Here is a 21709-nt window from a genome sequence, read left to right on the forward strand (position 1 = left end):
ACTCCGTCTGTCAGTGACTTCCGCAGGCCGGCGCGTCGGCGGCCGGCAGCGGCTCGGGGACGCCGATCTTCGGCAGCCCGAGCAGCACGCCGGCCGGCTTGGCGGCGGCCTCGGCGTTGCGCTTCTCCCAGGCGTCGCCCGCGCGGGTGCGGCGGACGGCGGTGGTCGGGCCCTCGGCGAGGAGGTGGTGCGGGGCGGCGTACGTGATCTCGACGGTCACGACGTCACCCGGGCGCACGTCCTCGTCCGGCTTGGTGAAGTGGACGAGCCGGTTGTCGGGGGCGCGGCCGGAGAGGCGGTGGGTCTCGCCGTCCTTGCGGCCCTCGCCCTCCGCGACCATGACCTCCAGGGTGCGGCCGACCTGCTTCTTGTTCTCCTCCCAGGAGATCTCCTCCTGGAGCGCGACCAGACGCATGTAGCGCTCCTGGACGACCTCCTTGGGGATCTGCCCCTCCATGGTCGCCGCCGGGGTCCCGGGGCGCTTGGAGTACTGGAAGGTGAAGGCGTTCGCGAAGCGGGCCTCGCGGACGGCGTGCATGGTCTGCTCGAAGTCCTCCTCGGTCTCGCCGGGGAAGCCCACGATGATGTCGGTGGAGATGGCGGCGTGCGGGATGGCGGCGCGCACCTTCTCGATGATCCCGAGGAACCGCTCCTGCCGGTACGAGCGGCGCATCGCCTTCAGGACGGTGTCCGAGCCGGACTGCATCGGCATGTGCAGCTGCGGCATCACGTTCGGGGTCTCGGCCATGGCGGCGATGACGTCGTCGGTGAAGTCGCGCGGGTGCGGCGAGGTGAAGCGGACGCGCTCCAGGCCCTCGATCTGCCCGCAGGCGCGCAGCAGCTTGCTGAAGGCCTCGCGGTCGCCCAGGTCGGAGCCGTACGCGTTGACGTTCTGGCCGAGCAGGGTGATCTCGGAGACGCCCTCGCCGACCAGCGCCTCGATCTCGGCGAGGATGTCGCCGGGCCGGCGGTCCTCCTCCTTGCCGCGCAGGGCCGGGACGATGCAGAAGGTGCAGGTGTTGTTGCAGCCGACGGAGATCGAGACCCACGCGGCGTACGCGGACTCGCGCCGGGTCGGCAGCGTGGAGGGGAAGGCCTCCAGCGACTCGGCGATCTCGACCTGCGCCTCCTCCTGGACGCGGGCGCGCTCCAAGAGGACCGGCAGCTTGCCGATGTTGTGCGTGCCGAAGACCACGTCGACCCAGGGGGCCTTCTTGACGATGGTGTCGCGGTCCTTCTGCGCCAGGCAGCCGCCGACGGCGATCTGCATGCCGGGGCGGTCGGCCTTGCGCGGGGCGAGCCGGCCGAGGTTGCCGTACAGCTTGTTGTCGGCGTTCTCGCGGACGGCGCAGGTGTTGAAGACCACCACGTCGGCGTCCCCGTCGGCGTCCGCCGGGGCCTTGACGTAACCCGCCTCCTCCAGGAGGCCGGAGAGCCGCTCGGAGTCGTGGACGTTCATCTGGCACCCATAGGTGCGTACTTCGTAGGTGCGCGTCACGCCCGCCTCGGCCACTGCTCCGGTCCCGTCTTTGCTGCTGGTCACCCGACAAGGGTACGGGGGTCCCGGGACTGTCCGGCTACCTCGGGCCGCCGCTCGCCTCCAGCACCGCCGTGAGCTGCGCGGACAGGGTCCCGGCGTCCGGGCGGACGGCGCCCGCGAAGGCGGCTGAACCGACGGTGAAGGCGTCGGCTCCCGCCTCGGCGAGGGCGTGGATCTGGGCCGGGGCGGAGAGGGAGCCGGCCACGACGAGCCGGCCCGCCGTGGCGGCGCGGGCGGCGCGGACCAGGTCGAGCGGGTCCGCCTCGGTGGCCCGGTGGGCGAGCAGGTCGACGCCGGCGCATCCGGCGGCCTCGGCCCGGCGGCAGTCCTCGGCGATACGGGCGGGGGAACCGGCCAGGCGGGTCGGATGGCCCTGGGGCTCGCCCGGGAAGGGCAGGTAGCGGACGGGGGTGCCGTCGAGCAGGGCGAGGGTCTCCTCGATCCAGACGCCGCCCATCAGCCAGTCGACGCCGAGGTCCACGGCCGCGCGTACGGAGTCGAGCGCCTGCTCGCGGCCGGTGGCGACCACCTCCAGGTGGCTGGTGGCGCCGAGCTCCCTGATCTGCTCGTGGAGGCGGCGCAGGGTCGTGGCGTCGACGCCGACGTCCTTGAAGCCGATGTGGGTGATGCCGAGGTCGCGGACGGAGTCCAGTACGTGGAGGCAGTCGGTGACGGTCCGGTCGTCACGGGTGAGCATGAAGATGAAGTCCATCGGATCCCCCTCAGGAGTGGGCGCTGTGGTCGGCGAGCTCGGCGGCGTGGTGCAGGGCGGTGAGCAGGCTCGTGTGGTCGGCGGTACCGGTGCCCGCGAGGTCGAAGGCGGTGCCGTGGTCGACGCTGGTGCGGACGAACGGCAGGCCGAGGGTGATGTTGACGCCGTGCTCCAGGCCCAGGTACTTGACCGGGATCAGCCCCTGGTCGTGGTACTGCGCCACGACGGCGTCGAACTCTCCCGCGCGGGCCCGCATGAACACGGTGTCCGCCGGGTGCGGCCCGCTGGCGTCGATGCCCTCGGCGCGGGCGGCACGTACGGCGGGCGCGATGACGTCGAGGTCCTCCCGGCCGAAGAGGCCGTTCTCCCCCGCGTGCGGGTTGAGTCCCGCGACGGCGATACGGGCCCCGGGCCCGAGGGCCTGGTGGGTGAGCCGGATGATGTCCAGCTCCCGCTCGGGGGTGAGGGCGTCGATCGCGGTGCGCAGCGACTGATGGACGGTGACCAGGACGGTCCGCAGCTCGTCGTTGGCCATCATCATGGCGTAGCGCTCCGTGCCCGAGAGCTCGGCCAGGATCTCGGTGTGGCCGGGGTACGGCAGCCCGGCCAGCCGGAGCGCCTCCTTGTTGATCGGCGCGGTCGTGATCGCCCGGACCTCCCCGGCGAGCGCCAGCTCGATCCCCCGGCGCACATACGCGAAGGAGGCCGCGCCCGCGCGGGCGTCGACGGTGCCGAGGGCGAGGTCAGGGGGGAGGGCGGGGCCTGCGGGGAGGACGTGGAGGACACGGGGGACGCGGGGGCCTTCGGCGTCCTGCCCGGCTTCGGCGTTCCGCCCCACTTCGGCGGCGGTGGCGACCGTCCGGACGGTCAGCGGGACGCCGGTGGCCCGGCAGGCGCGGGCGAGGGCGCCGGGGTCGCCGATGACGAGGACCGGGGTACGACGGCGGGGGTCGGCGCAGACCTTGACCGTGATCTCGGGGCCGATGCCATGGGGGTCGCCCATGGTGAGGGCGATGGGGCGGGGGTCGGGACGGGGGTCGGGGCCCGCCTTCCGCCACGCCGCCGCGTCGCTCATCGGTCGGCCCCCGTCCCCAGCAGGCCGCAGAGGCGGACGAGGGTGGTGTCGTCGCCGAAGCCGCCTGCCTTGATGAGGACGGGGAGGCGGGGGGCCGTCGGGCCGTGGAGGGTGCCTCGGGCGATGCCCGGTTCGGGTTCGTCGTAGAGCTCGATGCCCGTGGCGCCGAGGGCGCGCAGGACGGCCGCGGCGGTCTCGCCGCCGGTGAGCACCAGTCCGTCGGCGAGGCCCTTGCCGACCGCCTCCGCCGCCGCCTCCGCGAGGCGGCGGGTGAGGGCGGCCGGGTCGGCGCCCCGCGCGTCGGGGGTGTGCACCGCGAGCAGGGGTGCCGACGACGCGCTCAGGGCCGCGACCGCCGCCGCCGGGTCGTCGGCGACCGCACCCTCCGCCCCCGACCGCTCGTACAGCGCGGCGAGTTGGCGCCTGCTGGCGGGGTTGGCGCTGCCGACGACGGCCAACGGGCGGCGCACGGGCGGCAGTTCGGGGAAGTCGGCGGCAGGGTCACGGCCGTGCCGGCGGGCCAGGGCGGCGGCGAGGCCCGGGGAGCCGACCCAGAGGACGTCCTCGGGGCGGGGAACGGCGGCGGCGACCGCGTCGAGCTCCTCGTCCGTCGCCGCCGAGCAGACGAACACCCCACCATGCGGAAGGAGTTCGGCGAGCCGTTCGGGCTCCACGACGGTGGACTCCGGGAGGAGCCGGGTCAGGTCGGCGGTGCGGACCGGGTGGGCCGGGTCGCGGGCGAACTCGCTCGCGTCGACCCGTACACCCCTGACGTACTGCACGCCCCGGACCGTCGTCCGCCCCTCCGCCGGGAAGGCCGGGGCGACGACGGCCGCACGGCGGCCAGAACCGGCGAGGGCCGCCCGGAGCTCGGCCGCCACATGTCCGCGGAGGGTCGAGTCGACGGTCTTGAGCAGCAGCCCCGCGCCGGCGTACGCCTCGGCCGCCCGCCGCGTACGGTCGGCCGCCTCGGTCGCGTCGACGAGCCGGGTGCCGAGGTCGACGGCCGTGACCCCGACGTCCGTAAAACCGCCCCCGCCCCCCGGGGCCTTCGGCGGCTCGAACAGGACCAAGGCCGGATGTCCCGACCTGCGGAAGGGGACGGCGCCGTCGGCGGCGCTGGTGAGGTCGTCGGCCAGGACGACGACGGTGGACGGGTCCATCGTGTGGTGTGCCCCTCGGGTCGGGTTTCCGTGACGAGATCAACAGTGGCCCGCACGAACCCGCTGGACAAGCGATTCCTTCTCACTCCACCTATGAGTAGATTTCACGCATGAGCCGCCCCGACCTGCCCCCGCTGAACACCCTGCTCCCCTTCGAGGCGACCGTCCGCCACGCGAGCATGACCCGGGCCGCGCAGGAGCTCCACGTCACCCACGGGGCGGTCAGCCGCCAGGTGCAGAACCTGGAGAAGGCCCTCGGCACGCCCCTCTTCGAGCGCGCCCCGCGCTCCCTGCGCCCCACCCCGCAGGCCCGCCGCCTCGCCGCGGCGGTCCGGGAGGCCCTCGACCTGATCGAGGCGGCGGCCGTGGAGGTCTCCGGCCGGGAGCGGAGCGGCCCGCTCGCCCTGTCCTGCGAGCCGACCCTCCTGATGCGCTGGCTCATCCCGCGCCTGCCGGACCTCGCGGCGCGCGTACCGGGGCTCACCGTGCACCTGTCGGCGGGCGGCGGGCCGGTGGCGTTCGGCCGGGACCCGGTGGACGCGGCGGTGCGGCGGGACGACTTCCCGGTGCCCGAGGGGGTGAGCCGGGTGCCGCTCTTCGCGGAGTGGATCGGCCCGGTCTGCCGCCCCGAGCTCGCGGAGCGCCTGCGGGAGGGCTCGGCCGGTCCCGTGACCCTGCTGCACACCAGCACCCGGCCGGCCGCCTGGGACGACTGGCGCCGTCTGTCGGGCCACGCACCCACAGGCGCCACCCAGGCGGCCCCCGAGCAGACCTTCGAGCACTTCTACCTCGCCCTCCAGGCCGCCGTCGCGGGCGTGGGCGTCGCCATCGGGCCGTACGCGCTCGTCCATGACGACCTCGTACGGGGGCAGTTGGCGGCCCCGTACGGGTTCGTCGCGGACGGCACCGGCTACGGGCTGCTCAGCCCGCGCCCGCCGGAGCGGGACGCGCGGGTCGCCGCGCTGCTCGGCTGGCTGCGCGAGCAGGCGGCGGATCTGACGCCGCCCGCGCGGGAGCGGTCCGGGGTCAGTTGAGCGGGGCGCTGCGGGTCGCCCGTACCGACCGGGTCGCGGCGGAGGCGGGGAGCTTCAGGAGCCCCTTGTCCGAGGAGTAGGCGGCCGATCCCGCGCCGACCGGGGTGGTGGTCATGGGCCGGTCCGCCGCACACCGCTGCTTCTCCGCCTCGGCCATCGGGCCGGTGCGCTGGAGCAGGCGGTCGGGCACCCCGCGCGAGGGTCCGTCGATGACGGCGTGCAGCCGGTAGTCGTCCTTCTTGCTGAGGAACCAGCCCTCGACCCGCTCCCGGCTGGGCTGGAGCTCGATCCAGCTGACCTCGCCCGGCTGGATGCGCTCGACGACGTTGCGCTGCTCGCCGCCGAACCACTGCCAGGCGCGCTGCCAGCCCTTCTCGTACGCGAGCGAGAACTGCCCGGCCATCGGCCGCTCCTTGATCCGCTTCTCGTCCTCCGCGCGGTCGCCCGAAGTGGGCAGCTTGGCCACGTCGTTGAGGGCAAGACCGGCGGCGGCGTAGGTCTGGGCGATGCTGTCGTAGGCGCGCTCCGTGAAGGAGACGACCCGGGTGTGTTCGAGGGCGTTGCGGGTGCAGTTGACGAAGGCCTCGCCGACCACGCGGGCGCGGTCGTAGTAGCGGAAGGACATCCGCATGTCGGGCCGGAAGACACAGGCGTTGTCGCCGTTGCAGGCGGCGGCCGCGTTGTGCAGGGTCGACTGCCGCTCGTTGCCCTTGTAGGCCTCCGCCGTGCCGAGAGCGGTCTTGTCGACGGTCCTGTCGAGCGGGACCGGCACCTCGGCGGCGCGGATGCGGGCGATCATCGGGGTGCAGGTGACATGGGTCTTGGCCTCGGTGACCTTGGAGGCGAAGGTGAGCATCGGCTCGTTCTCACCGGCCGTGAAGGTGTAGGCGCGCTTGCTCCAACGCCCGGGCCCCGGGGTGCCCTTGACCCTGTCCGGGTCGCCCGCCGTGGTCACCGTCTGGACGGCGCCGCCGGAGCCCTCGACGGTGTAGGGCTGGCCGTCGACGACGTCCGAGCCGTTGCACTCCTTCGAGACGGCCGGGCTGTCCTCGTACGTGACGGTCACCTCGGCTCCGGCACGCACCCCGCGCAGGCGCTGCGAGAGGGAGTTGCCCTGTTTCTCCAGGGCGACGCCATGGGCGTTGTCGGTACGGCCGGAGGCGGACGGGGAGTAGCGCTGGTTGCGCCCGTCCCAGAAGTCGAGGCCCACGGTGGTGGGGCCGTCGCCCTTCATGACGGGGTCGGCGAAGTCGCCGTTGAGGACGGGGACGTTCTGGGCGGCCGGGGCTTCGGCGGCCAGGACCGGAGCGGCGAGGGCGAGCGGGAGCAGCAGCCCCGCGGCCGCGAGCGTACGGACGACGGAGGCGGGGGCCGTATAGGGAAAGGAAGAGGAAGACATGGGGACGGACTCCTCATGGGGGGGTGGTGCGTGCCAGGGGCGGGACGGGGAGGGGGAGCGGACCTGCGCCGCTAAGGCGCCGCTCAGGCGCCGCTGCGGACCGGGTGCAGCACGTCGACCCGCTTCGCTACGGCCCCGGGGACGAGGGCGTCGCGTGCCTCGAGGGCGGGCAGCGAGCGAGGGGCGGGCGGCGGGCCCGGCTGCGGGTTGTTGCCGCCGGCCGTGTTGCCCGGGGGACGCGTGCGGCCGCAGAGGTTGGACGGGGCGGCGTAGGTCTGGGCCACGAAGGTGCTGGAGTTGACCATGGAGGGGCTGTCCACGGCGATGCCGAGGATCGCGGACCCGGTGTTGGTCAGCAGCTTGCCGACGACCCGCCGCATGGACGCGCTGGCCCCGAACACCAGCATGTCGAAGGAGTTGACGGTCGTCGAGTAGGTCGTCGTCTCGGTGTTCTGGACGGTCCAGGACTTCGAGTACGTGGCCTTGAAGGCGGCCTGGAAGGCGAGCCGCGCGCTCAGGGAGCCGGCCACCTTGCCGCCGGCCGCGACCGTCGTCGTATTGCCGTTCGTGGAGGTCGGGCCCTTGTCGAGCTGGGGCGTCTTGTGCTCCATGGCGAGTGCGTTGGTGAGGTTGGCGGTCACCTCGCCGGAGGCCGTGACGGTGCCCTCGGCGGTGATCGAGCCGGAGATCTCGCCGCCGATGTTGTCGGTGCTGGAGGTCTGCAGGCTGACGGTCCGGTCGACCTTCATGTCGTCGTCGGTGCAGTTGACGACCGCGTTGCCCAGGGACCGCACGGCGGTCGCGAACTCACGTGTGTTCTTGGGGTCGATGACGAACCGGCAGGAGTCGGCCTTGGCGTCGCACTGCTTCAGGACGTCGGCGACCTTCGCCGGGCGCCCGTCGGCGGTGACGGCGTGCGGGGCCGGCGGCTCGCCGGGCCCCTCGTCCGCGAGCGCGGGCGGGGCGAGGGGCACGACGAGGCCGAATGCCAGGGCCGGGAGGAGGAGCAGCGCGGGACGGCGCGAGGACATGGGACAACCCTTCGGGACGGTGCTACGAGGGGAGGCGAGGGGTCAGGAGCCGAGCAGGGAGCAGAGCTGGGAGACCGGGAACGGCGACTGGCCGGGGTCGGTGGACCCGGCGGGCAGCGAGGCCGGGAACTCCGCGCAGGTGGCGGTCGCGGCGGCCTCCGCGTTGTCGCTCGGGTCGGGCTTGAAGGCGCCGACGGTGGAGGTCATGTCCGTGAGGCCCTCCTTCTCGCCGTTGCCCTTGGCCAGCTTGTCCATGCAGGCCTGGGAGCCGGGCGGGCACTCCTCCAGGTCCTTGCCGATCTTCTTGATGTCCTTGTCGGCCTGGGCGGCGGACTCCTTGGTCTTCTTCTGCTCCTCCTCGATCGCCTTGGCCTCGTTCTCGTTGGCCTGCTGGTCCTTGCAGGCCTGGTCGTCGGGGGCGCACTCGTCGGCGCGGGGGACGGGCGGCGCCGCGAGGGCGGCCGGAGCGGCGGCCAGCGCGAGGGCGGAGGCGAGGACGGCGGCGCCGAGGGCACGCCGTACGAGAAGGGCGGGGGGCATGACGGAACTCCCTGGGAACGAGGGCGAATTGAGGGTGGCGGGAACAGCGCCCGGGTCGCGGCAGGGACTGCCATCAAGATCGCCAAGCGCCTCTCGAAGCTAACCGGACCCGCCTCGCGGCAGCCGCAGGACACACGGCGCGGCGCGGGCCCCGCGTCCCGCTCACCGCTTCGGCGGAGCGCGCGGAAGGGCCGCCCGGAGGGGCCGTACGGAGGCGGCTCCGGGGCCCTCCGCCGGGGCCCTCCGCACACTCGTCCGGATGGATTCCGCCCCTGGCCCGAGAGGGACCCGGCCGCCCTGGAGGGGGTGCCTCACCCTCCCGGGCGCCGCCGATCGGCCGTCGCCCACGCCCGGTCGCGCCCAGGCCCGCGCACGCCGACCCGAACCGGTGAAATCGGCGCCGGGAGGGCAACCCCGAACGGACGTCCGACATACGGGTGTTTCCCTGCCCCCGGGTCGCGCCCATGATCACCCTCGGCAAGGCTGCTGATGTGTCCGACGGCCCGTCCCGGCCGTCCGACCGGCCCGGGGCACGCCATGCCCGTGGGCCACCCGCTCCCCCGTACGTCCCCCACGAAGGAGAGCAGACCCATGTCCCGATCGTCCCGATCGCTACGCCGTTCCTGGCACGCCCTGCGCGGGCTGACCGTCGTCGCCGCGCTCGCCGCCGTGCCGGCCCTGGCCCCCGTGGCCACCGCCAACGAGGGCAATCCGACCGTGCTCAGCTGGGGCGCCGGCCGCACCGGACAGCTCGGCAACGGCACCCTGAACGACAGCCTGTCGCCGACCTCGGTGACCAGCCTCTTCCGCGGCGACGTCGACCAGATGTCGGCGGGCGGCACCTCGTCGGCCGACTCGTTCGCGCTCGCCCGCACCGACAAGACGGTGAAGTCCTGGGGCCACAACTCCTCGGGCCAGCTGGGCAACGGCGGCAACGACAACCAGACCGTGCCGACGATCGTCCCGCGCCTGGCCAACGTCAAGGACATCGCGGCGGGCGGCAAGCACGCCCTCGCCCTGGACACCAGCGGCCAGGTCTACTCCTGGGGCGACAACTCCTACGGCCAGCTCGGCAACAACCGCACCGGCGACAGCCGCACGGTCCCCGACCGGGTCCAGGGCATGCCGAAGGTCAAGCAGATCTCGGCCGGCTGCGACTTCAGCCTGGCGCTCCTGGAGAACGGCAAGGTGTACGCGTGGGGCCGCGGCATCCACGGCCAGCTCGGCAACGGCAGCCGCGCCACCAGCTCCGTACCCCGGCTGGTGAGCGGTCTGGAGAACATCGTGTCCATCGACGCGGGCTGCTACCACGCCCTCGCGCTGACCGCCGACGACACCGTGAAGTCCTGGGGCTACAACCTCTACGGCCAGCTCGGCAACTCCAGCACCAAGTCCTCCACCGTCCCGGTCGACGTCGACTGGCTGGAGGGCGTCTCCGAGATCGAGGCGGGCGCCTTCCACAACTACGTGAAGACCAGCGACAGCCACGTCTGGGGCTGGGGCAACAACCAGTACGGCCAACTCCTGGAGGGCGACGAGGCCTTCGGCGACAACGTCTCGCGCACCAACCGCACGGCCCCCGTCGAGATCCCGCGACTGGAGGGCGTCCAGCACCTCGCGGCCGGCGCGCGCCACGGCGTCGCGGTGACCGCGGATGACGTCTTCACCTGGGGCAACAACAGCGAGGGTCAGCTCGGCAACGGCACGACCGTGTCCCGCTTCGAGTCGGTGAGGATCCTCAACGAGGGCTCGAAGGTGAAGAACGTCGCGGTCTCCCTGGGCGGCAACACGACGTACGCGTACTGAGCGGGGGTGCGTACGTGATGACGTACCGCTCCCTCGTGAGCGCGGCCGCCGCCCTGGCCGCCGTCCTCGCCGTCGGCGGCGTCGTCGCCCCGGCGCACGCCGAGCCGACCGATCCATGGGTACGGGCCTGGGGCCTGAACGGCTCCGGCGTGCTCGGCAACGGCTCGACGCTCGACCAGCAGACGCCGTCCTCCGTCCGGGGCATCCGCCGCGACGACCTCCGGGAGCTGGCGACCGGGGGCGGCGGCACCTCCACCGACTTCGCGGTGGCCCTCCTCAAGGACGGCACCGTCGAGTCCTGGGGCGCCAACGCGAACGGGCAGCTCGGCGACGGCACCACCGTGAACCGGCCCGCACCCGCCGCCGTCGCCGGGCTCTCCGGCGTCTCGGAGGTCGGCGCGGGCAACGGCTTCGCCGCCGCCGTGCGCGGCGGCCGGGTGTGGACCTGGGGCGTCAACGCCTCCGGTCAACTGGGCAACGGCGGGGCCCCGGACGCCCCGGCCGTGAAGCCCGTACTCGTACAGAGTCTGAGCAAGGTCACGGACATCGTCCTGGGCTGCAACCACGCCCTCGCCCTGCGGCAGGACGGCACGGTCTGGTCCTGGGGCCAGAACAACAGCGGCCAGCTCGGCATCGGCTCCCTGAGCGACGCGAACACCCCCAAGCGGGTGCCGGGGCTCACGGACATCGTGGCCCTGGCCGCCGGCTGTCACCACTCCCTGGCCCTCACGGCCGACGGGACGGTCAAGGCGTGGGGGCGCAACACCAACGGGCAACTGGGCAACGACAGCACCGAGAACAGCCCCTCGCCCGTGGACGTGAAGCTCCTGGAGGACGTCACCGCCCTGTACGGCGGCTGGTACCAGAGCTTCGCCGTACTGAACGACGGCGGTGTACGCGCCTGGGGCGCGAACGGGTCGGGCCAGCTCGGCGACGGCAGCACCGCCGACCGGACCACCCCCGTGCCGCTCCCCGCGCTCACCGGCGTACAGGCCCTGTCCCCGGGCTGGAAGCACACGGTGGCCGTCCTGGACGACCAGTCCGTCGTCGCCTGGGGCGACAACACCGTCGGCCAGCTCGGCGACGGCACCACCACCTCGTCGCTGTCCCCCGTCACCGCCCTGCCTCCGGGCAGCGGCACCACGCGCGTACCCGCCGCCCTCCCCTGGCGGACGAGCTACGCGTACTGACCCGACGGGCCACTCCCCCACGACACCGAAAGGCACGCAGATGACCCCACCCCTGCGTCTCCCCCTCCTCGCCGCCCTGTCCCTGGCGGCGCTCACCCTGAACACCCTGCCCTCCTCCGCCGCCGGCACCGACCCCTGGGTCCGCGGCTGGGGCGAGAACGCGCAGGGCCAGCTCGGCAACGGCTCCGTGCTCACCCAGCAGACCCCGGCCGCCGTCACCGGCATCACCCGGGACGACGTCCGCAAGGTCTCGGGCGGTGGCGGCGGCACCGGCACCGCCGCCAACCCCTTCGCCGTCGCCCTCCTGAAGGATGGCACCGTGAAGTCCTGGGGCGCGAACACCACCGGCCAGCTGGGCAACGGCACCACCACCGCCCAGAGCTTCCCCGCCACCGTCACCGGGCTCACCGGCGTGAGCGCGGTCTCGGCCGGGCTCAACCACGTCCTCGCCGTCAAGGGCGGCCGGGTCCTGGCCTGGGGCAGCAACGCCTCCAAGCAGCTCGGCACCGGCCAGGACACCACCAACCCGTACAAGAACCCGATCCCCGTGCAGAGCCTGGACAAGGTGAAGGACGTCGGCGCGGGCTGCGACTTCAGCGTGGCGCTGCGCCAGGACGGCACCGTCTGGACCTGGGGCAAGGGCGACAACGGGCGCCTGGGCACGGAGAACAACACCACCCGCGAGACCCCGCAGAAGGTCCCGAACGTCGAGGACGTCGAGGCCATCGCCGTGGGCTGCGAGTACGTCCTCGCGCTCACCGCCGACAACACGGTGAAGGCCTGGGGCAAGGGCGCCGAAGGGCAGCTCGGCAACGACGGCGTCGCCGACAGCAACAAGGCGGTCGACGTGGCGTACCTGGACGCCGTGGCCTCGGTCTTCGCCACCAACGCGACCGCCTTCGCGATCCTCGACGACGGCAGCGTGGCCGCCTGGGGCAAGAACACCGACCGGCAGCTGGGCGACGGTACGACCGCCAACCGCACCACCCCGGTCGTCCTCGACCAGCTCAAGGGCGTCCAGGAGATCGGGGGCGGCCTCAACTTCACCCTCGCCGCGCTCGACGACGGCTCGGTGGTCGGCTGGGGCGCGAACGACGTCGGCCAGCTCGGCGACGGCACCACGACCGGGACGACGGGGACGGCGACGACGAGCGCGCTGCCGCCGGGCAGCCAGATCTCGCACGTCACGACGACGATGACCGGGAAGTCCGGCTTCGCCTACTGAGGCCGTACCGAGCGGACGACCCGCCGACACCGAGCGCCACCGCCCGCTCGCTCCCCGTCCCCCGGCCGGGACCGCCCTGGCCAGGACGGGGACCGAGCTGGCAGGATCGCGCCATGCTCCCCGTGCTCACCCGTACCGCCCGCCGCCGTGTCCTCCAGGTCTCGGCGGCGCTCCTGGTGCTGGTGGGCACCCTGGTGTGGTGGCTGGCTCCGCTCGGTGCGAAGGCGCCGAGCGGGCATGTCACCTTCAGTACGGGAGTGCCCACGGGCGTGTACCAGCGGTACGGGGTGCTGCTCAAGCAGGCGCTCGCCAAGGATCTGCCGGATGTCTCGATCACGCTGAGGAACAGCGAGGGCTCCCAGCAGAACCTGGCCCGGCTGGCGTCCGGCGAGGCCGACTTCACGGTGGCGACGGCGGACGCCGTGGCCCAGTACCAGCGGGACCGCAAGCCCGGCTTCGAGCGGCTGCGCGGCTGCGCCCGGCTCTACGACGACTACGTCCAGCTGGTGGTGCCGAAGGGCTCGGACGTGCAGTCGGTGGCGGATCTGCGCGGGCTGCGGGTCGGGGTCGGGCAGCCGGGCTCGGGTGTGCGGCTGATCGCCGACCGGGTGCTGGCGGCGGCCGGGCTGACCCCGGACGTCGACATCCGGCCCGTTTCGGCCGGCATCGACACCATGCCGGGCCTCCTGGAGCACAAGAAGCTGGACGCGTTCTTCTGGTCGGGCGGGCTGCCCACCTCGGCCGTGCAGGAGCTGTCCGAGCGTCTCCCGGTCCGGCTCGTGCCGCTCGACGCCACCCTGGTGGACAGCCTGCACGACGTGGGCGAGTCCACCCGCTACTACCGTTCCGCGGTGATCCCCGCCGACGCCTACGGCCTGGCCCAGGACGGCAACCCCGTGGACACCCTGGCGGTGGCGAACATCCTGGTCACCACGGACGCCGCCGACCCGGACCTGGTGGAGGGCTTCACCCGGACCGTGATCGGCAGCCGGGACCGGATCGGCGGCCAGGTGCACCCGGCGCAGCTGGTGGACCTGCGGACCGCGGTCTACACCGAGCCGCTCACCCTGCACGAGGGCGCCCGGCGGTACTACCGCTCCGTGAAGCCCTGAGGTCCGGGGCCGCGCGGCTCGTTCCGGGGCACGGTGACGGTCACCTTCAGACCGTGCGGCTCGTTGCGGGCGAAGGCGACGGCGCCGCCGCCGGCCGCGAGCAGGACCCGGGCGATGGAGAGGCCGAGGCCCGAGCCCTTGATGTTCTGGTGCAGGGTCGAGCGCCAGAAGCGGTCGCCGACCCGCTCCAGCTCCTCGTCCGTGAGTCCGGGGCCGTGGTCGGCGACGGTCACGGCGACGGTCCGGCCGCCGGGGCTCAGCGCGACGTCCACGGTGACGTCCTCGCCGGCCGGGGTGAACTTCAGCGCGTTGTCGATCACCGCGTCGAGGGCGCTGGAGAGCGCCACCGGATCCGCCCACGCGGTGACGGGGACGGTGCGGGCGACGACCGTCACGCCCTTCTCGTCGGCGACCGGCCGCCAGGAGGCGATCCGCTCGGCGGTGAGCGCCCCGATGTCGGTGAGCCGCAGATCGGCGTCGGCGTGCTCGGCGAGCGCGAGGTCGAGCAGGTCGTCGAGGACCTGGGCGAGCCGCTTGCCCTCGGTGCGCACGGAGGCGATCTCCTCGTTGCCCTCGGGCAGTTCGAGGGCGAGCAGCTCGATGCGCAGCATCAGCGCGGCGAGCGGGTTGCGCAGTTGGTGGGAGGCGTCGGCGACGAAGGCCCGCTGCTGTTCCAGGACGTCCTCGACGTTGTCGGCCATCTCGTTGAACGAGCGGGCCAGGCGGCGCAGTTCGGGCGGCCCGCCGGTGGCGGCGACCCGGGACTTCATGCGGCCGGTGGCGATGTCGTGGGTGACGGCGTCGAGGACCCGGACCGGGCGCAGGACCCAGCCGGTGAGCCGGAAGGCCGCCCCGACGGCGAGCAGCATGGCCGCCGCCTCGCCGACGAAGATCAGCAGCCAGCCGTGCAGGATGCGGGTGCGCAGCTGCCCGGTGGGCGAGTCGGTGACGACGACGGCGACGACGTCCCCGTCCCGTACGACCGGGGAGGCGATGATGAGCCGGGCGTCGCCCTGCCAGGGCCAGACCTGCGGCGGATCGTGGCTGCGGCGGCCGAGCAGGGCCTCGTTGAACGCGCGCCTGCCCTCCCCCTCGTACGGTACGACCCAGTCCTCGGGGGCGGCGGCCATCGCACGGTTGTTGCGGTAGAAGATGCCGGCCCGGATGCCGTAGACGTCGTGGTAGCTGGCGAGTTCGCCGCTGAGGGTGGTACGGCGTTCGTCGGGGCCGATGACGGTCGGGCCGACGAACTGCGCGAGCGCGGCGAACCGGGCGCCGTCGTCCAGCCGGTCGACGACGACCCGCTGCTGCTCGGAGGCGGCGAGGCTGGCGGCGAGCGGGAAGCCGAGGGCCAGCAGGACGCCGGCCATCAGGACGATGAGGAGCGGGAGGAGTCGGGTGCGCACGTGCCGGCGGGTCCGGGGTTACGCGGCGGGCGCGACCAGGCGGTAGCCGACGCCCCGCACGGTCTCGATCAGGGCGGGCATGCGCAGCTTGGAGCGCAGCGAGGCGACGTGCACCTCCAGGGTGCGGCCGGTCCCCTCCCAGTTGGTGCGCCAGACCTCGCTGATGATCTGCTCGCGGCGGAAGACCACGCCGGGCCGCTGGGCGAGCAGGGCGAGCAGGTCGAACTCCTTGCGGGTGAGGGCGACGGCGTCGCCGTCGACGCTGACCCGGCGGGTGGGCAGCTCGATGGTGACCTGCCCGAGCCGCAGGGTGCTGTCCTCGGCGGCTCCGGCGCCGTCCTCGCCGCCGGTGGTGCGCCGGCTGACCGCGTGGATACGGGCCAGCAGCTCGCCGGTGTCGTAGGGCTTGACCACGTAGTCGTCGGCGCCGAGGTTGAGGCCGTGTATCCGGGACCGTACGTCGGCGCGGGCGGTCACCATGATCACGGGGGTGGCGGTGAGCTTCCGGATCCGCCCGCAGACCTGGTAGCCGTCCTGGTCGGGCAGGCCGAGGTCGAGCAGGATCACCCCGTACGAGGGGCGCTCGCCGTGCGCGGCGGGCAGGACGGCCTGGAGCGCCTCCTCGCCGTTGCGGGCGTGGGTGACCTGGAAGCCGTGCCGGGCGAGGATCGCGGAGAGCGCGGCGGCGACGTGGTCGTCGTCCTCGACGAGCAGCAGTCTCATGGCCCTCCTCCGTGATCTCTTCGATCGGTTCCGGTCGCTTCGCGGTGCTCCTGATGAGCCCTTCGGCGGGTCTCCCGGCAACGCGCGATGACTATCTGTGTACCAGGGCATGAACGCCGATGGCCACGGGCGCCGTCAAGTTTCCCCCCGTCACACGGGTGTTTCCGTTATGCACCCGGTACGGCACCGGCCGCCCTCTTCACCCTGCGTGCCCGCGTGCGACCGGATCGTTATCCTCAAACTTCGCTCAGATGTGATGACGGTCGTCGCACCCGGTCTCTAGTGTCCTCCCCAACCGAGCAGGACGGAGCCAGAAGCCGATGAGCGGAGTGTCAGTGACCAAGGGTTCCCAGGACGCCGTACCGGCCGCGGACGACCTGGTCGTGCTGTCCGACGTGAACAAGCACTTCGGCGCGCTGCACGTGCTGCAGGACATCGACCTGACCATCGCCCGCGGCGAGGTCGTGGTCGTCATCGGGCCTTCCGGGTCCGGCAAGTCCACGCTGTGCCGCACCATCAACCGGCTGGAGACGATCGACTCCGGCAGCATCACCATCGACGGCCGGCCGCTGCCCCAGGAGGGCAGGGAGCTGGCGCGGCTGCGGGCCGATGTCGGCATGGTCTTCCAGTCGTTCAACCTCTTCGCGCACAAGACGGTGCTGGAGAACGTCATGCTGGGCCAGATCAAGGTCCGCAAGACGGAGAAGAAGGCCGCCGAGACCAAGGCCCGCGCGCTGCTCGACCGGGTCGGCGTCGGCACCCAGGCCGACAAGTACCCGGCGCAGCTCTCCGGCGGCCAGCAGCAGCGGGTGGCCATCGCCCGCGCGCTGGCGATGGACCCGAAGGTCATCCTGTTCGACGAGCCGACCTCGGCGCTCGACCCGGAGATGATCAACGAGGTCCTGGAGGTCATGCAGCAGCTGGCCCGGGACGGCATGACGATGGTGGTCGTCACCCACGAGATGGGCTTCGCCCGCTCCGCCGCCAACCGCGTGGTCTTCATGGCCGACGGAAAGATCGTCGAACAGGCCACGCCCGACGCGTTCTTCAGCAACCCGCGCAGCGACCGGGCCAAGGACTTCCTGTCGAAGATCCTGCACCACTGACGCCGCCCGCCGGACACTGACGATCAACTACCCACGACCTGAGGGATGTTCACGATGAAGCTCCGCAAGACCGCGGCCGTGGCCGTCGCCGTACTCGCCCTGACCGCGACCGCCTGTGGCGGCAAGGAGGGCTCGGCCGGCGACAAGCCCGCCACGAAGCCCGGCGACGCCGCCGCCCCCAAGCTGCCCACGTACGCCGTCGCGAGCGGTGTGGACCTGAACTCCCCGGTCTTCAAGAAGGCCAAGGAGCGCGGCAAGCTGATCATCGGCTCCAAGGCCGACCAGCCGTACCTCGGCTTCGAGGACCAGGCCACCAAGGAGCGTTCCGGCTTCGACATCGAGATCGCGAAGATGATCGCGGCCGAACTCGGCTTCTCCCCCGACAAGATCGAGTGGAAGACCGTCAACTCGAAGCTCCGCGAGACCGCCATCTCCACGGGCCAGGTCGACTACTACGTCGGCACCTACACGATCAACGACAAGCGCAAGGCGCAGGTCGGCTTCGCGGGCCCGTACTACAAGGCCGGCGCCGACCTCCTGGTCCGCAAGGACGAGACCGCGATCACCGGCCCGGAGACCCTGAAGGGCAAGAAGGTCTGCTCGATCACGGGCTCCACCCCGCTCCAGGAGATCAAGAAGCCGCAGTACGGCGCGGAGACCGTCGAGCTCGGCAAGTACTCCGACTGCGTCCAGCAGCTGCTCACCAAGCAGGTCGACGCCGTCACCACCGACGACTCGATCCTCAAGGGCTACGCCGCCGCCAACAAGGGCAAGCTCAAGGTCATCGGCAAGCCGTTCACCGAGGAGCCCTACGGCATCGGCATGAGCAAGGAGGACAAGGTCCTCCGCGACAAGGTGAACGACGTCCTGGAGAAGTTCGAGAAGGACGGCACCTACAAGAAGATCTACGAGGCCACCCTCGGCCTCTCCGGCTCCGCCTACACCGAGCCGCCGGCGGTCGTGCGCTACTGATCCGCCCGCGCGTGAGCGCCCCGCCCGCCGCCGACCCGGCGCGCGGCGGGGCGCCCCCGCCCCCTGCCCGTAAGCCCCCTGCCCGTAAGCCCGCCGCCCCGCTGCCCTCCTGCCGCTGACTGCCGACGCGGAGTCCTCATGAACGTACTGCTCGACCATTTCCCGGAGTTCCGCGACGGATTCATAGGAACCGTGTCGATCACCGCCGTCAGCTCGGTCATCGCCCTGGTCCTCGGCGTCGTCATCGCGGGCTTCCGGGTCTCCCCCGTCCCCCCGCTGCGCTTCTTCGGCACCGCCTGGGTGACGCTGCTGCGCAACACCCCGCTGACCCTGCTCTTCCTGGTCTTCTTCTTCGTCGTCCCGGAGATCCTCTTCCCGGGCATGAGCCCCTTCGTGCTCGCCTCGCTCGCGCTGGGCTTCTACACCTCCTCGTTCGTCTGCGAGGCCGTCCGCTCCGGCATCTCCACGGTGCCGCTGGGCCAGGCCGAGGCCGCCCGCTCGCTGGGCATGAGCTTCTCGCAGACGCTGCGGCTGATCGTGCTGCCGCAGGCCACCCGGACCGTGCTGCCCCCGCTGAGCTCGATCTTCATCGCGCTGACCAAGAACTCCGCCATCGCCGGCGCCTTCAGCGTCACCGAACTCTTCGGCTGGCAGACGCTGATGAGCGAGCAGGGCTACGCCATCGCCCCGGTCTTCTTCTGGGTCGCCATCGCCTACCTCGTCATCACCTTCGCCATCAGCGGTCTCTTCCGTCTCCTTGAGCGCACCATGGAGGTCGCCCGATGAGCGCCAGCGTTCTCTTCGACGCGCCCGGCCCCAAGGCCCGCGTCCGCAACCGGATCTACGCCGTCGTCGGCACCCTCCTCATCCTCGGTCTGCTCGCCGTCAGCGTGATGCGGCTGAACGACAAGGGGCACCTCGCCCCCGAGATGTGGGACATCTTCAACTACTCGGGCATCCGGCAGAACATCGCCGACGCGCTGCTCGCCACCCTGAAGGCCTTCGGTCTCGCGGCGGTCGGCTCGCTCGTCCTCGGCGTGCTGCTCGCCGTCGCCCGGCTCTCCGACCACAAGCCGGTCCGCTGGGTGGCCACCGGCTTCATCGAGGTCTTCCGCTCGCTGCCGCTGCTGATCACCATCTACGCGGTGTGGGTCGCGTTCCTCACCGACTACTCGATGTGGGCGCTCGCGCTCGGCCTGTCCATCTACAACGGCTGCGTCCAGGCCGAGGTGCTGCGGGCCGGGGTCAACGCGGTACCGCGCGGACAGCGCGAGGCGGCGTACGCGCTCGGCATGAGCAAGACCCAGGTGATGACCAGCGTCCTGCTGCCGCAGGCGGTCCGGGCCATGCTGCCGACGATCATCAGCCAGCTGGTGGTGACCCTCAAGGACACCTCGCTCGGCTACATGATCCTCTACCCCGAGCTGCTCTACTCGGCCCAGCTGATCGCCTCCAACACCCTGGTCAACGGCCAGTACCCGTACGTCTCCGTGATCGTGGTCTTCGGCGTCATCTACATCGCGCTGTGCCTGGCGCTCTCCGCTCTCGCCACCTGGATCGAGAAGCGCGGCCGCCGGGCCAGGACCGGCATCACCGTCGCCCCGGCCGAGGCCCCGGGCAGCGAGGCCGAGCTGGAGGCGGAGCTGGAAGCCGGCCGCGCCACCGGACCCGCCGACGGCCCTGGCAGCACGAAGAACTGACGGCATGTGACATCATCCGGGGGCAGTGGCGACCGCCGCTGCCCCTGTCGCTTGACGCACGCACCCGCAGTGGGTTGCATACGTTGTGTGATCAAGCTCCGGGCCCGCGCCACACTCCGCTGTGACACCCGCATGACCGTACGGCCCTCAGGAGCGACGCCGTGGACCCGGTGATCATCGTGGGCGCGGGGCCCGTCGGCCTCGCGCTCTCCCTCGCCCTGGCCGCCCAGGACGTGCCGAGCGTCGTCCTCGACGAGACCTCGGGCAGGGAGGAGCCACGGCCCGCCCGCACCGTCGTGCTGCGCGCCGACATGGCCGCCCTGGTGGAGCGGCTCGGCTGCGCCACACTCCGTGACGAGGGGGTCCGCTGGGTCGGCTGGCGCTCCCTGCGGCGCAAGCAGCAGACCCGGCGCGTCGCCCTCGACCTGGGGCTTTCCGGCGACGCCGGCGCGGCGGACGGGACCGAGGGCCCGCCCGCGCCCCTGCACATCCCCCAGCACGCCCTGACCCGGGGCCTGCGCGACGCCATCGCCCGCCAGAAGCTGATCACCCTCGTCACCGACGCCCGCGTCGACGCGGTCGAGCAGGACCCGCACGGGGTCGGCGCGCGCACCCGGGGGCCGGACGGCACCTGGTGGCGGGGCAGCCATCTGGTCGGCTGCGACGGCGCCCGCTCGACCGTGCGCAAGCTGCTCGGGGTGCGCTTCCCCGGCCGTACGGCGGTGGAGCGGCACGCGGTCGCCGCGCTTCGCACCGAACTCCCCTGGGCAGGCGAGGCCCTGCTGCACCGTCAGCCGCCGTGGCGGGGCGCGGGCGAGGAGATCGCGGCCCGGCCGCTGCCCGACGGGGTGTGGCGGATCGACTGGCTGCTGCCGCCGCGCGGCGACCTGGTCACCCCCGACGCGCTCGTCACCCGCATCCGCGACACCCTGGCCGGCTGGTGCGAGGGGACCACCCCGGCGTACGACCTGATCGACACCGGCGTCCACACCGTGCACCACCGGCTCGCCCGGCGCTGGCGGGTCGACCGGGTGTTCCTCGCCGGGGACGCGGCGCACCTGCTCGGCGCGGTCGGCACCCAGGGGCTCGACGAGGGGCTCCGGGACGTCGACAACCTGGCCTGGAAGCTGGCCCACTCCTGGCACCACCGGGACGCCCCGCCCGTCCTGCTCGACAGCTACCAGAGCGAGCGCCGGGCGGCCGTCGCCGCCCGGCTGCGGGCGGCCGACCAGTCACTGCCCGTGCTGCGCGGCGGCGGGGGCCTGCGCGGCTACCTCCCGGGCGGCGGACGCGCTCACGAAGCCCTGCTGACCGACGGGCACCTGGGGCGCGGCCCGCTGGGCGCGCCGCCCGCCTATCCGCACTCCCCGCTGGCCGCGCCGGCGTCCGAGGGGCGGATCCCGGTGGGCACGCCCGACGGGGCCCCGGCGGAGGACGTCCGGGTGACGGCCCCGGACGGGACGACGGTGCGGCTGCGGGACCGGCTCGGGCAGGGGCGGCTGCTCGTCGTGCTGGTCGCCCCGGGGACCGGGGTGTGGGACCGGCGGCACTGGATGAGCGCGGGCGTGATGCCGCGGCTCGCCGAGGCGGTGGACGCGCTGCCGGCCCCCGCCGAGCTGCTGGTGACGGAGGGCTACCCGGGCGCCCCGGCCCACGCCGTCCTGCTCGTCCGCCCGGACGGGCACCTGGCCGCCGCCTTCGCCGGGGTGCGCCCGGAGGAGCTGCACGCCGCGGCGGACGCGGTACGCGGTGGCGGCCCGGCCGTCGAGGACGTGTCCACGGACAGCGACCGCACAGCGGACGTCAATTGACCCTCGCAGGCGCACATGGTGTACTCCGGAACGTGACCGACACCGATGTGCGCCTGTGGCGGAGGGTCCATATGGACCTGGTCCGCTACGCGGGCTGCATGTGTCGCCCGTCCTGCTGAATTCGCCTCCCTCTTCCGCTTCTTCGCGCGCCCGCCCGGTCGTGC

At 72.8% G+C, this 21709-nt stretch carries 20 protein-coding genes; 11 read left to right on the plus strand and 9 right to left on the minus strand.

Translation table 11 applies throughout. The features are described 5' to 3' along the window. Positions 1–10: 10 nt before the first annotated feature. The 4 genes from miaB to ABTZ54_RS13575 are packed head-to-tail and all read right to left on the minus strand — an operon-like array spanning position 11 to position 4490. Positions 11–1543: a tRNA (N6-isopentenyl adenosine(37)-C2)-methylthiotransferase MiaB gene (gene miaB / locus ABTZ54_RS13560; RefSeq protein WP_351661509.1), complete on the minus strand. Its 1533-nt coding sequence runs from the start codon at positions 1541–1543 to the stop codon at positions 11–13. A 34-nt stretch (positions 1544–1577) separates the two neighbouring features. Then, entirely contained in the window at positions 1578–2252 is a 675-nt protein-coding gene (locus tag ABTZ54_RS13565) for a HisA/HisF-related TIM barrel protein (RefSeq protein WP_351661512.1), read from the minus strand. A gap of 10 nt (positions 2253–2262) precedes the next feature. Continuing rightward, positions 2263–3327 (minus strand): 4-hydroxythreonine-4-phosphate dehydrogenase PdxA, encoded by a 1065-nt coding sequence (pdxA, locus tag ABTZ54_RS13570; protein ID WP_351661515.1) that lies wholly within the window; start codon positions 3325–3327, stop codon positions 2263–2265. Then, positions 3324–4490, minus strand: a complete 1167-nt coding sequence (locus tag ABTZ54_RS13575) for a four-carbon acid sugar kinase family protein (RefSeq protein WP_351661517.1) — start codon at positions 4488–4490, stop codon at positions 3324–3326. Before ABTZ54_RS13575 ends, pdxA begins: the two co-directional genes overlap by 4 nt. A gap of 110 nt (positions 4491–4600) precedes the next feature. Here ABTZ54_RS13575 and ABTZ54_RS13580 point away from each other — a divergent pair, with 110 nt between their 5' ends. Continuing rightward, entirely contained in the window at positions 4601–5524 is a 924-nt protein-coding gene (locus ABTZ54_RS13580) for a LysR substrate-binding domain-containing protein (RefSeq protein WP_351661520.1), read from the plus strand. Here ABTZ54_RS13580 and ABTZ54_RS13585 read toward each other — a convergent pair. The 3 genes from ABTZ54_RS13585 to ABTZ54_RS13595 form a co-directional block, all read right to left on the minus strand. Next, entirely contained in the window at positions 5517–6923 is a 1407-nt protein-coding gene (locus ABTZ54_RS13585) for a hypothetical protein (protein WP_351661523.1), read from the minus strand. The two genes, ABTZ54_RS13580 and ABTZ54_RS13585, sit on opposite strands and share 8 nt — an antisense overlap. A gap of 83 nt (positions 6924–7006) precedes the next feature. Continuing rightward, positions 7007–7954 carry a hypothetical protein gene (locus ABTZ54_RS13590; protein ID WP_351661526.1) on the minus strand — a complete coding sequence of 316 codons (948 nt, stop codon included), beginning with the start codon at positions 7952–7954 and terminating at the stop codon, positions 7007–7009. A 42-nt stretch (positions 7955–7996) separates the two neighbouring features. Continuing rightward, positions 7997–8494, minus strand: coding sequence for a hypothetical protein (locus tag ABTZ54_RS13595; protein ID WP_351661529.1), 498 nt, complete (start codon positions 8492–8494; stop codon positions 7997–7999). Positions 8495–9085: 591 nt separating this feature from the next. Here ABTZ54_RS13595 and ABTZ54_RS13600 point away from each other — a divergent pair. The 4 genes from ABTZ54_RS13600 (at position 9086) to ABTZ54_RS13615 (ending at position 13827) form a co-directional block, all read left to right on the plus strand. Further along, entirely contained in the window at positions 9086–10300 is a 1215-nt protein-coding gene (locus ABTZ54_RS13600; RefSeq protein WP_351661532.1) for an RCC1-like domain-containing protein, read from the plus strand. Between the two features lie 17 nt (positions 10301–10317). Beyond that, positions 10318–11490 carry an RCC1 domain-containing protein gene (locus ABTZ54_RS13605; RefSeq protein WP_351661535.1) on the plus strand — a complete coding sequence of 391 codons (1173 nt, stop codon included), beginning with the start codon at positions 10318–10320 and terminating at the stop codon, positions 11488–11490. A 40-nt stretch (positions 11491–11530) separates the two neighbouring features. Continuing rightward, positions 11531–12715, plus strand: coding sequence for an RCC1 domain-containing protein (locus tag ABTZ54_RS13610; protein ID WP_351661538.1), 1185 nt, complete (start codon positions 11531–11533; stop codon positions 12713–12715). Positions 12716–12828: 113 nt separating this feature from the next. Next, complete coding sequence (locus ABTZ54_RS13615) at positions 12829–13827, plus strand: TAXI family TRAP transporter solute-binding subunit (protein ID WP_351661541.1); 999 nt, start codon at positions 12829–12831, stop codon at positions 13825–13827. Here the strand turns inward: ABTZ54_RS13615 and ABTZ54_RS13620 are convergent. Together ABTZ54_RS13620 and ABTZ54_RS13625 are read right to left on the minus strand one after the other, a co-directional pair. Then, positions 13806–15233 carry a sensor histidine kinase gene (locus ABTZ54_RS13620; RefSeq protein ID WP_351661543.1) on the minus strand — a complete coding sequence of 476 codons (1428 nt, stop codon included), beginning with the start codon at positions 15231–15233 and terminating at the stop codon, positions 13806–13808. The two genes, ABTZ54_RS13615 and ABTZ54_RS13620, sit on opposite strands and share 22 nt — an antisense overlap. Before the next feature lie 18 nt (positions 15234–15251). Then, entirely contained in the window at positions 15252–15956 is a 705-nt protein-coding gene (locus ABTZ54_RS13625; RefSeq protein WP_351661546.1) for a response regulator transcription factor, read from the minus strand. A gap of 320 nt (positions 15957–16276) precedes the next feature. Here ABTZ54_RS13625 and ABTZ54_RS13630 point away from each other — a divergent pair, with 320 nt between their 5' ends. The 6 genes from ABTZ54_RS13630 (at position 16277) to ABTZ54_RS13655 (ending at position 21664) form a co-directional block, all read left to right on the plus strand. Then, positions 16277–17062, plus strand: a complete 786-nt coding sequence (locus ABTZ54_RS13630) for an amino acid ABC transporter ATP-binding protein (protein ID WP_351661549.1) — start codon at positions 16277–16279, stop codon at positions 17060–17062. A gap of 54 nt (positions 17063–17116) precedes the next feature. Next, positions 17117–18034 (plus strand): glutamate ABC transporter substrate-binding protein, encoded by a 918-nt coding sequence (locus tag ABTZ54_RS13635; RefSeq protein WP_351661551.1) that lies wholly within the window; start codon positions 17117–17119, stop codon positions 18032–18034. A 138-nt stretch (positions 18035–18172) separates the two neighbouring features. After that, the gene (locus ABTZ54_RS13640) at positions 18173–18820 is read left to right on the plus strand and encodes an amino acid ABC transporter permease (protein WP_351661554.1); all 648 of its coding nucleotides are present in this window, start codon (positions 18173–18175) and stop codon (positions 18818–18820) included. Then, entirely contained in the window at positions 18817–19734 is a 918-nt protein-coding gene (locus ABTZ54_RS13645) for an amino acid ABC transporter permease (RefSeq protein WP_351661557.1), read from the plus strand. Before ABTZ54_RS13640 ends, ABTZ54_RS13645 begins: the two co-directional genes overlap by 4 nt. Before the next feature lie 161 nt (positions 19735–19895). Beyond that, positions 19896–21545, plus strand: coding sequence for an FAD-dependent monooxygenase (locus ABTZ54_RS13650; RefSeq protein WP_351661560.1), 1650 nt, complete (start codon positions 19896–19898; stop codon positions 21543–21545). Between the two features lie 47 nt (positions 21546–21592). After that, positions 21593–21664: a putative leader peptide gene (locus ABTZ54_RS13655; RefSeq protein ID WP_317852217.1), complete on the plus strand. Its 72-nt coding sequence runs from the start codon at positions 21593–21595 to the stop codon at positions 21662–21664. The last annotated feature ends 45 nt before the right edge of the window (positions 21665–21709 follow it).

Origin of the sequence: Streptomyces sp. NPDC094032, from assembly GCF_040303965.1 — a bacterium.
In the GTDB taxonomy this organism is placed as follows: domain Bacteria; phylum Actinomycetota; class Actinomycetes; order Streptomycetales; family Streptomycetaceae; genus Streptomyces.

Excerpts from the sequence above, each read along its gene's own strand:
- ABTZ54_RS13565 (WP_351661512.1), bottom strand. The coding sequence starts at position 2,252 with ATGGACTTCATCTTCATGCTCACCCGTGACGACCGGACCGTCACCGAC.
- pdxA (WP_351661515.1), bottom strand. The coding sequence starts at position 3,327 with ATGAGCGACGCGGCGGCGTGGCGGAAGGCGGGCCCCGACCCCCGTCCC.
- ABTZ54_RS13575 (WP_351661517.1), bottom strand. The coding sequence starts at position 4,490 with ATGGACCCGTCCACCGTCGTCGTCCTGGCCGACGACCTCACCAGCGCC.
- ABTZ54_RS13580 (WP_351661520.1), top strand. The coding sequence starts at position 4,601 with ATGAGCCGCCCCGACCTGCCCCCGCTGAACACCCTGCTCCCCTTCGAG.
- ABTZ54_RS13585 (WP_351661523.1), bottom strand. The coding sequence starts at position 6,923 with ATGTCTTCCTCTTCCTTTCCCTATACGGCCCCCGCCTCCGTCGTCCGT.
- ABTZ54_RS13590 (WP_351661526.1), bottom strand. The coding sequence starts at position 7,954 with ATGTCCTCGCGCCGTCCCGCGCTGCTCCTCCTCCCGGCCCTGGCATTC.
- ABTZ54_RS13595 (WP_351661529.1), bottom strand. The coding sequence starts at position 8,494 with ATGCCCCCCGCCCTTCTCGTACGGCGTGCCCTCGGCGCCGCCGTCCTC.
- ABTZ54_RS13600 (WP_351661532.1), top strand. The coding sequence starts at position 9,086 with ATGTCCCGATCGTCCCGATCGCTACGCCGTTCCTGGCACGCCCTGCGC.
- ABTZ54_RS13605 (WP_351661535.1), top strand. The coding sequence starts at position 10,318 with ATGACGTACCGCTCCCTCGTGAGCGCGGCCGCCGCCCTGGCCGCCGTC.
- ABTZ54_RS13610 (WP_351661538.1), top strand. The coding sequence starts at position 11,531 with ATGACCCCACCCCTGCGTCTCCCCCTCCTCGCCGCCCTGTCCCTGGCG.
- ABTZ54_RS13615 (WP_351661541.1), top strand. The coding sequence starts at position 12,829 with ATGCTCCCCGTGCTCACCCGTACCGCCCGCCGCCGTGTCCTCCAGGTC.
- ABTZ54_RS13625 (WP_351661546.1), bottom strand. The coding sequence starts at position 15,956 with ATGAGACTGCTGCTCGTCGAGGACGACGACCACGTCGCCGCCGCGCTC.
- ABTZ54_RS13630 (WP_351661549.1), top strand. The coding sequence starts at position 16,277 with ATGAGCGGAGTGTCAGTGACCAAGGGTTCCCAGGACGCCGTACCGGCC.
- ABTZ54_RS13635 (WP_351661551.1), top strand. The coding sequence starts at position 17,117 with ATGAAGCTCCGCAAGACCGCGGCCGTGGCCGTCGCCGTACTCGCCCTG.
- ABTZ54_RS13640 (WP_351661554.1), top strand. The coding sequence starts at position 18,173 with ATGAACGTACTGCTCGACCATTTCCCGGAGTTCCGCGACGGATTCATA.
- ABTZ54_RS13645 (WP_351661557.1), top strand. The coding sequence starts at position 18,817 with ATGAGCGCCAGCGTTCTCTTCGACGCGCCCGGCCCCAAGGCCCGCGTC.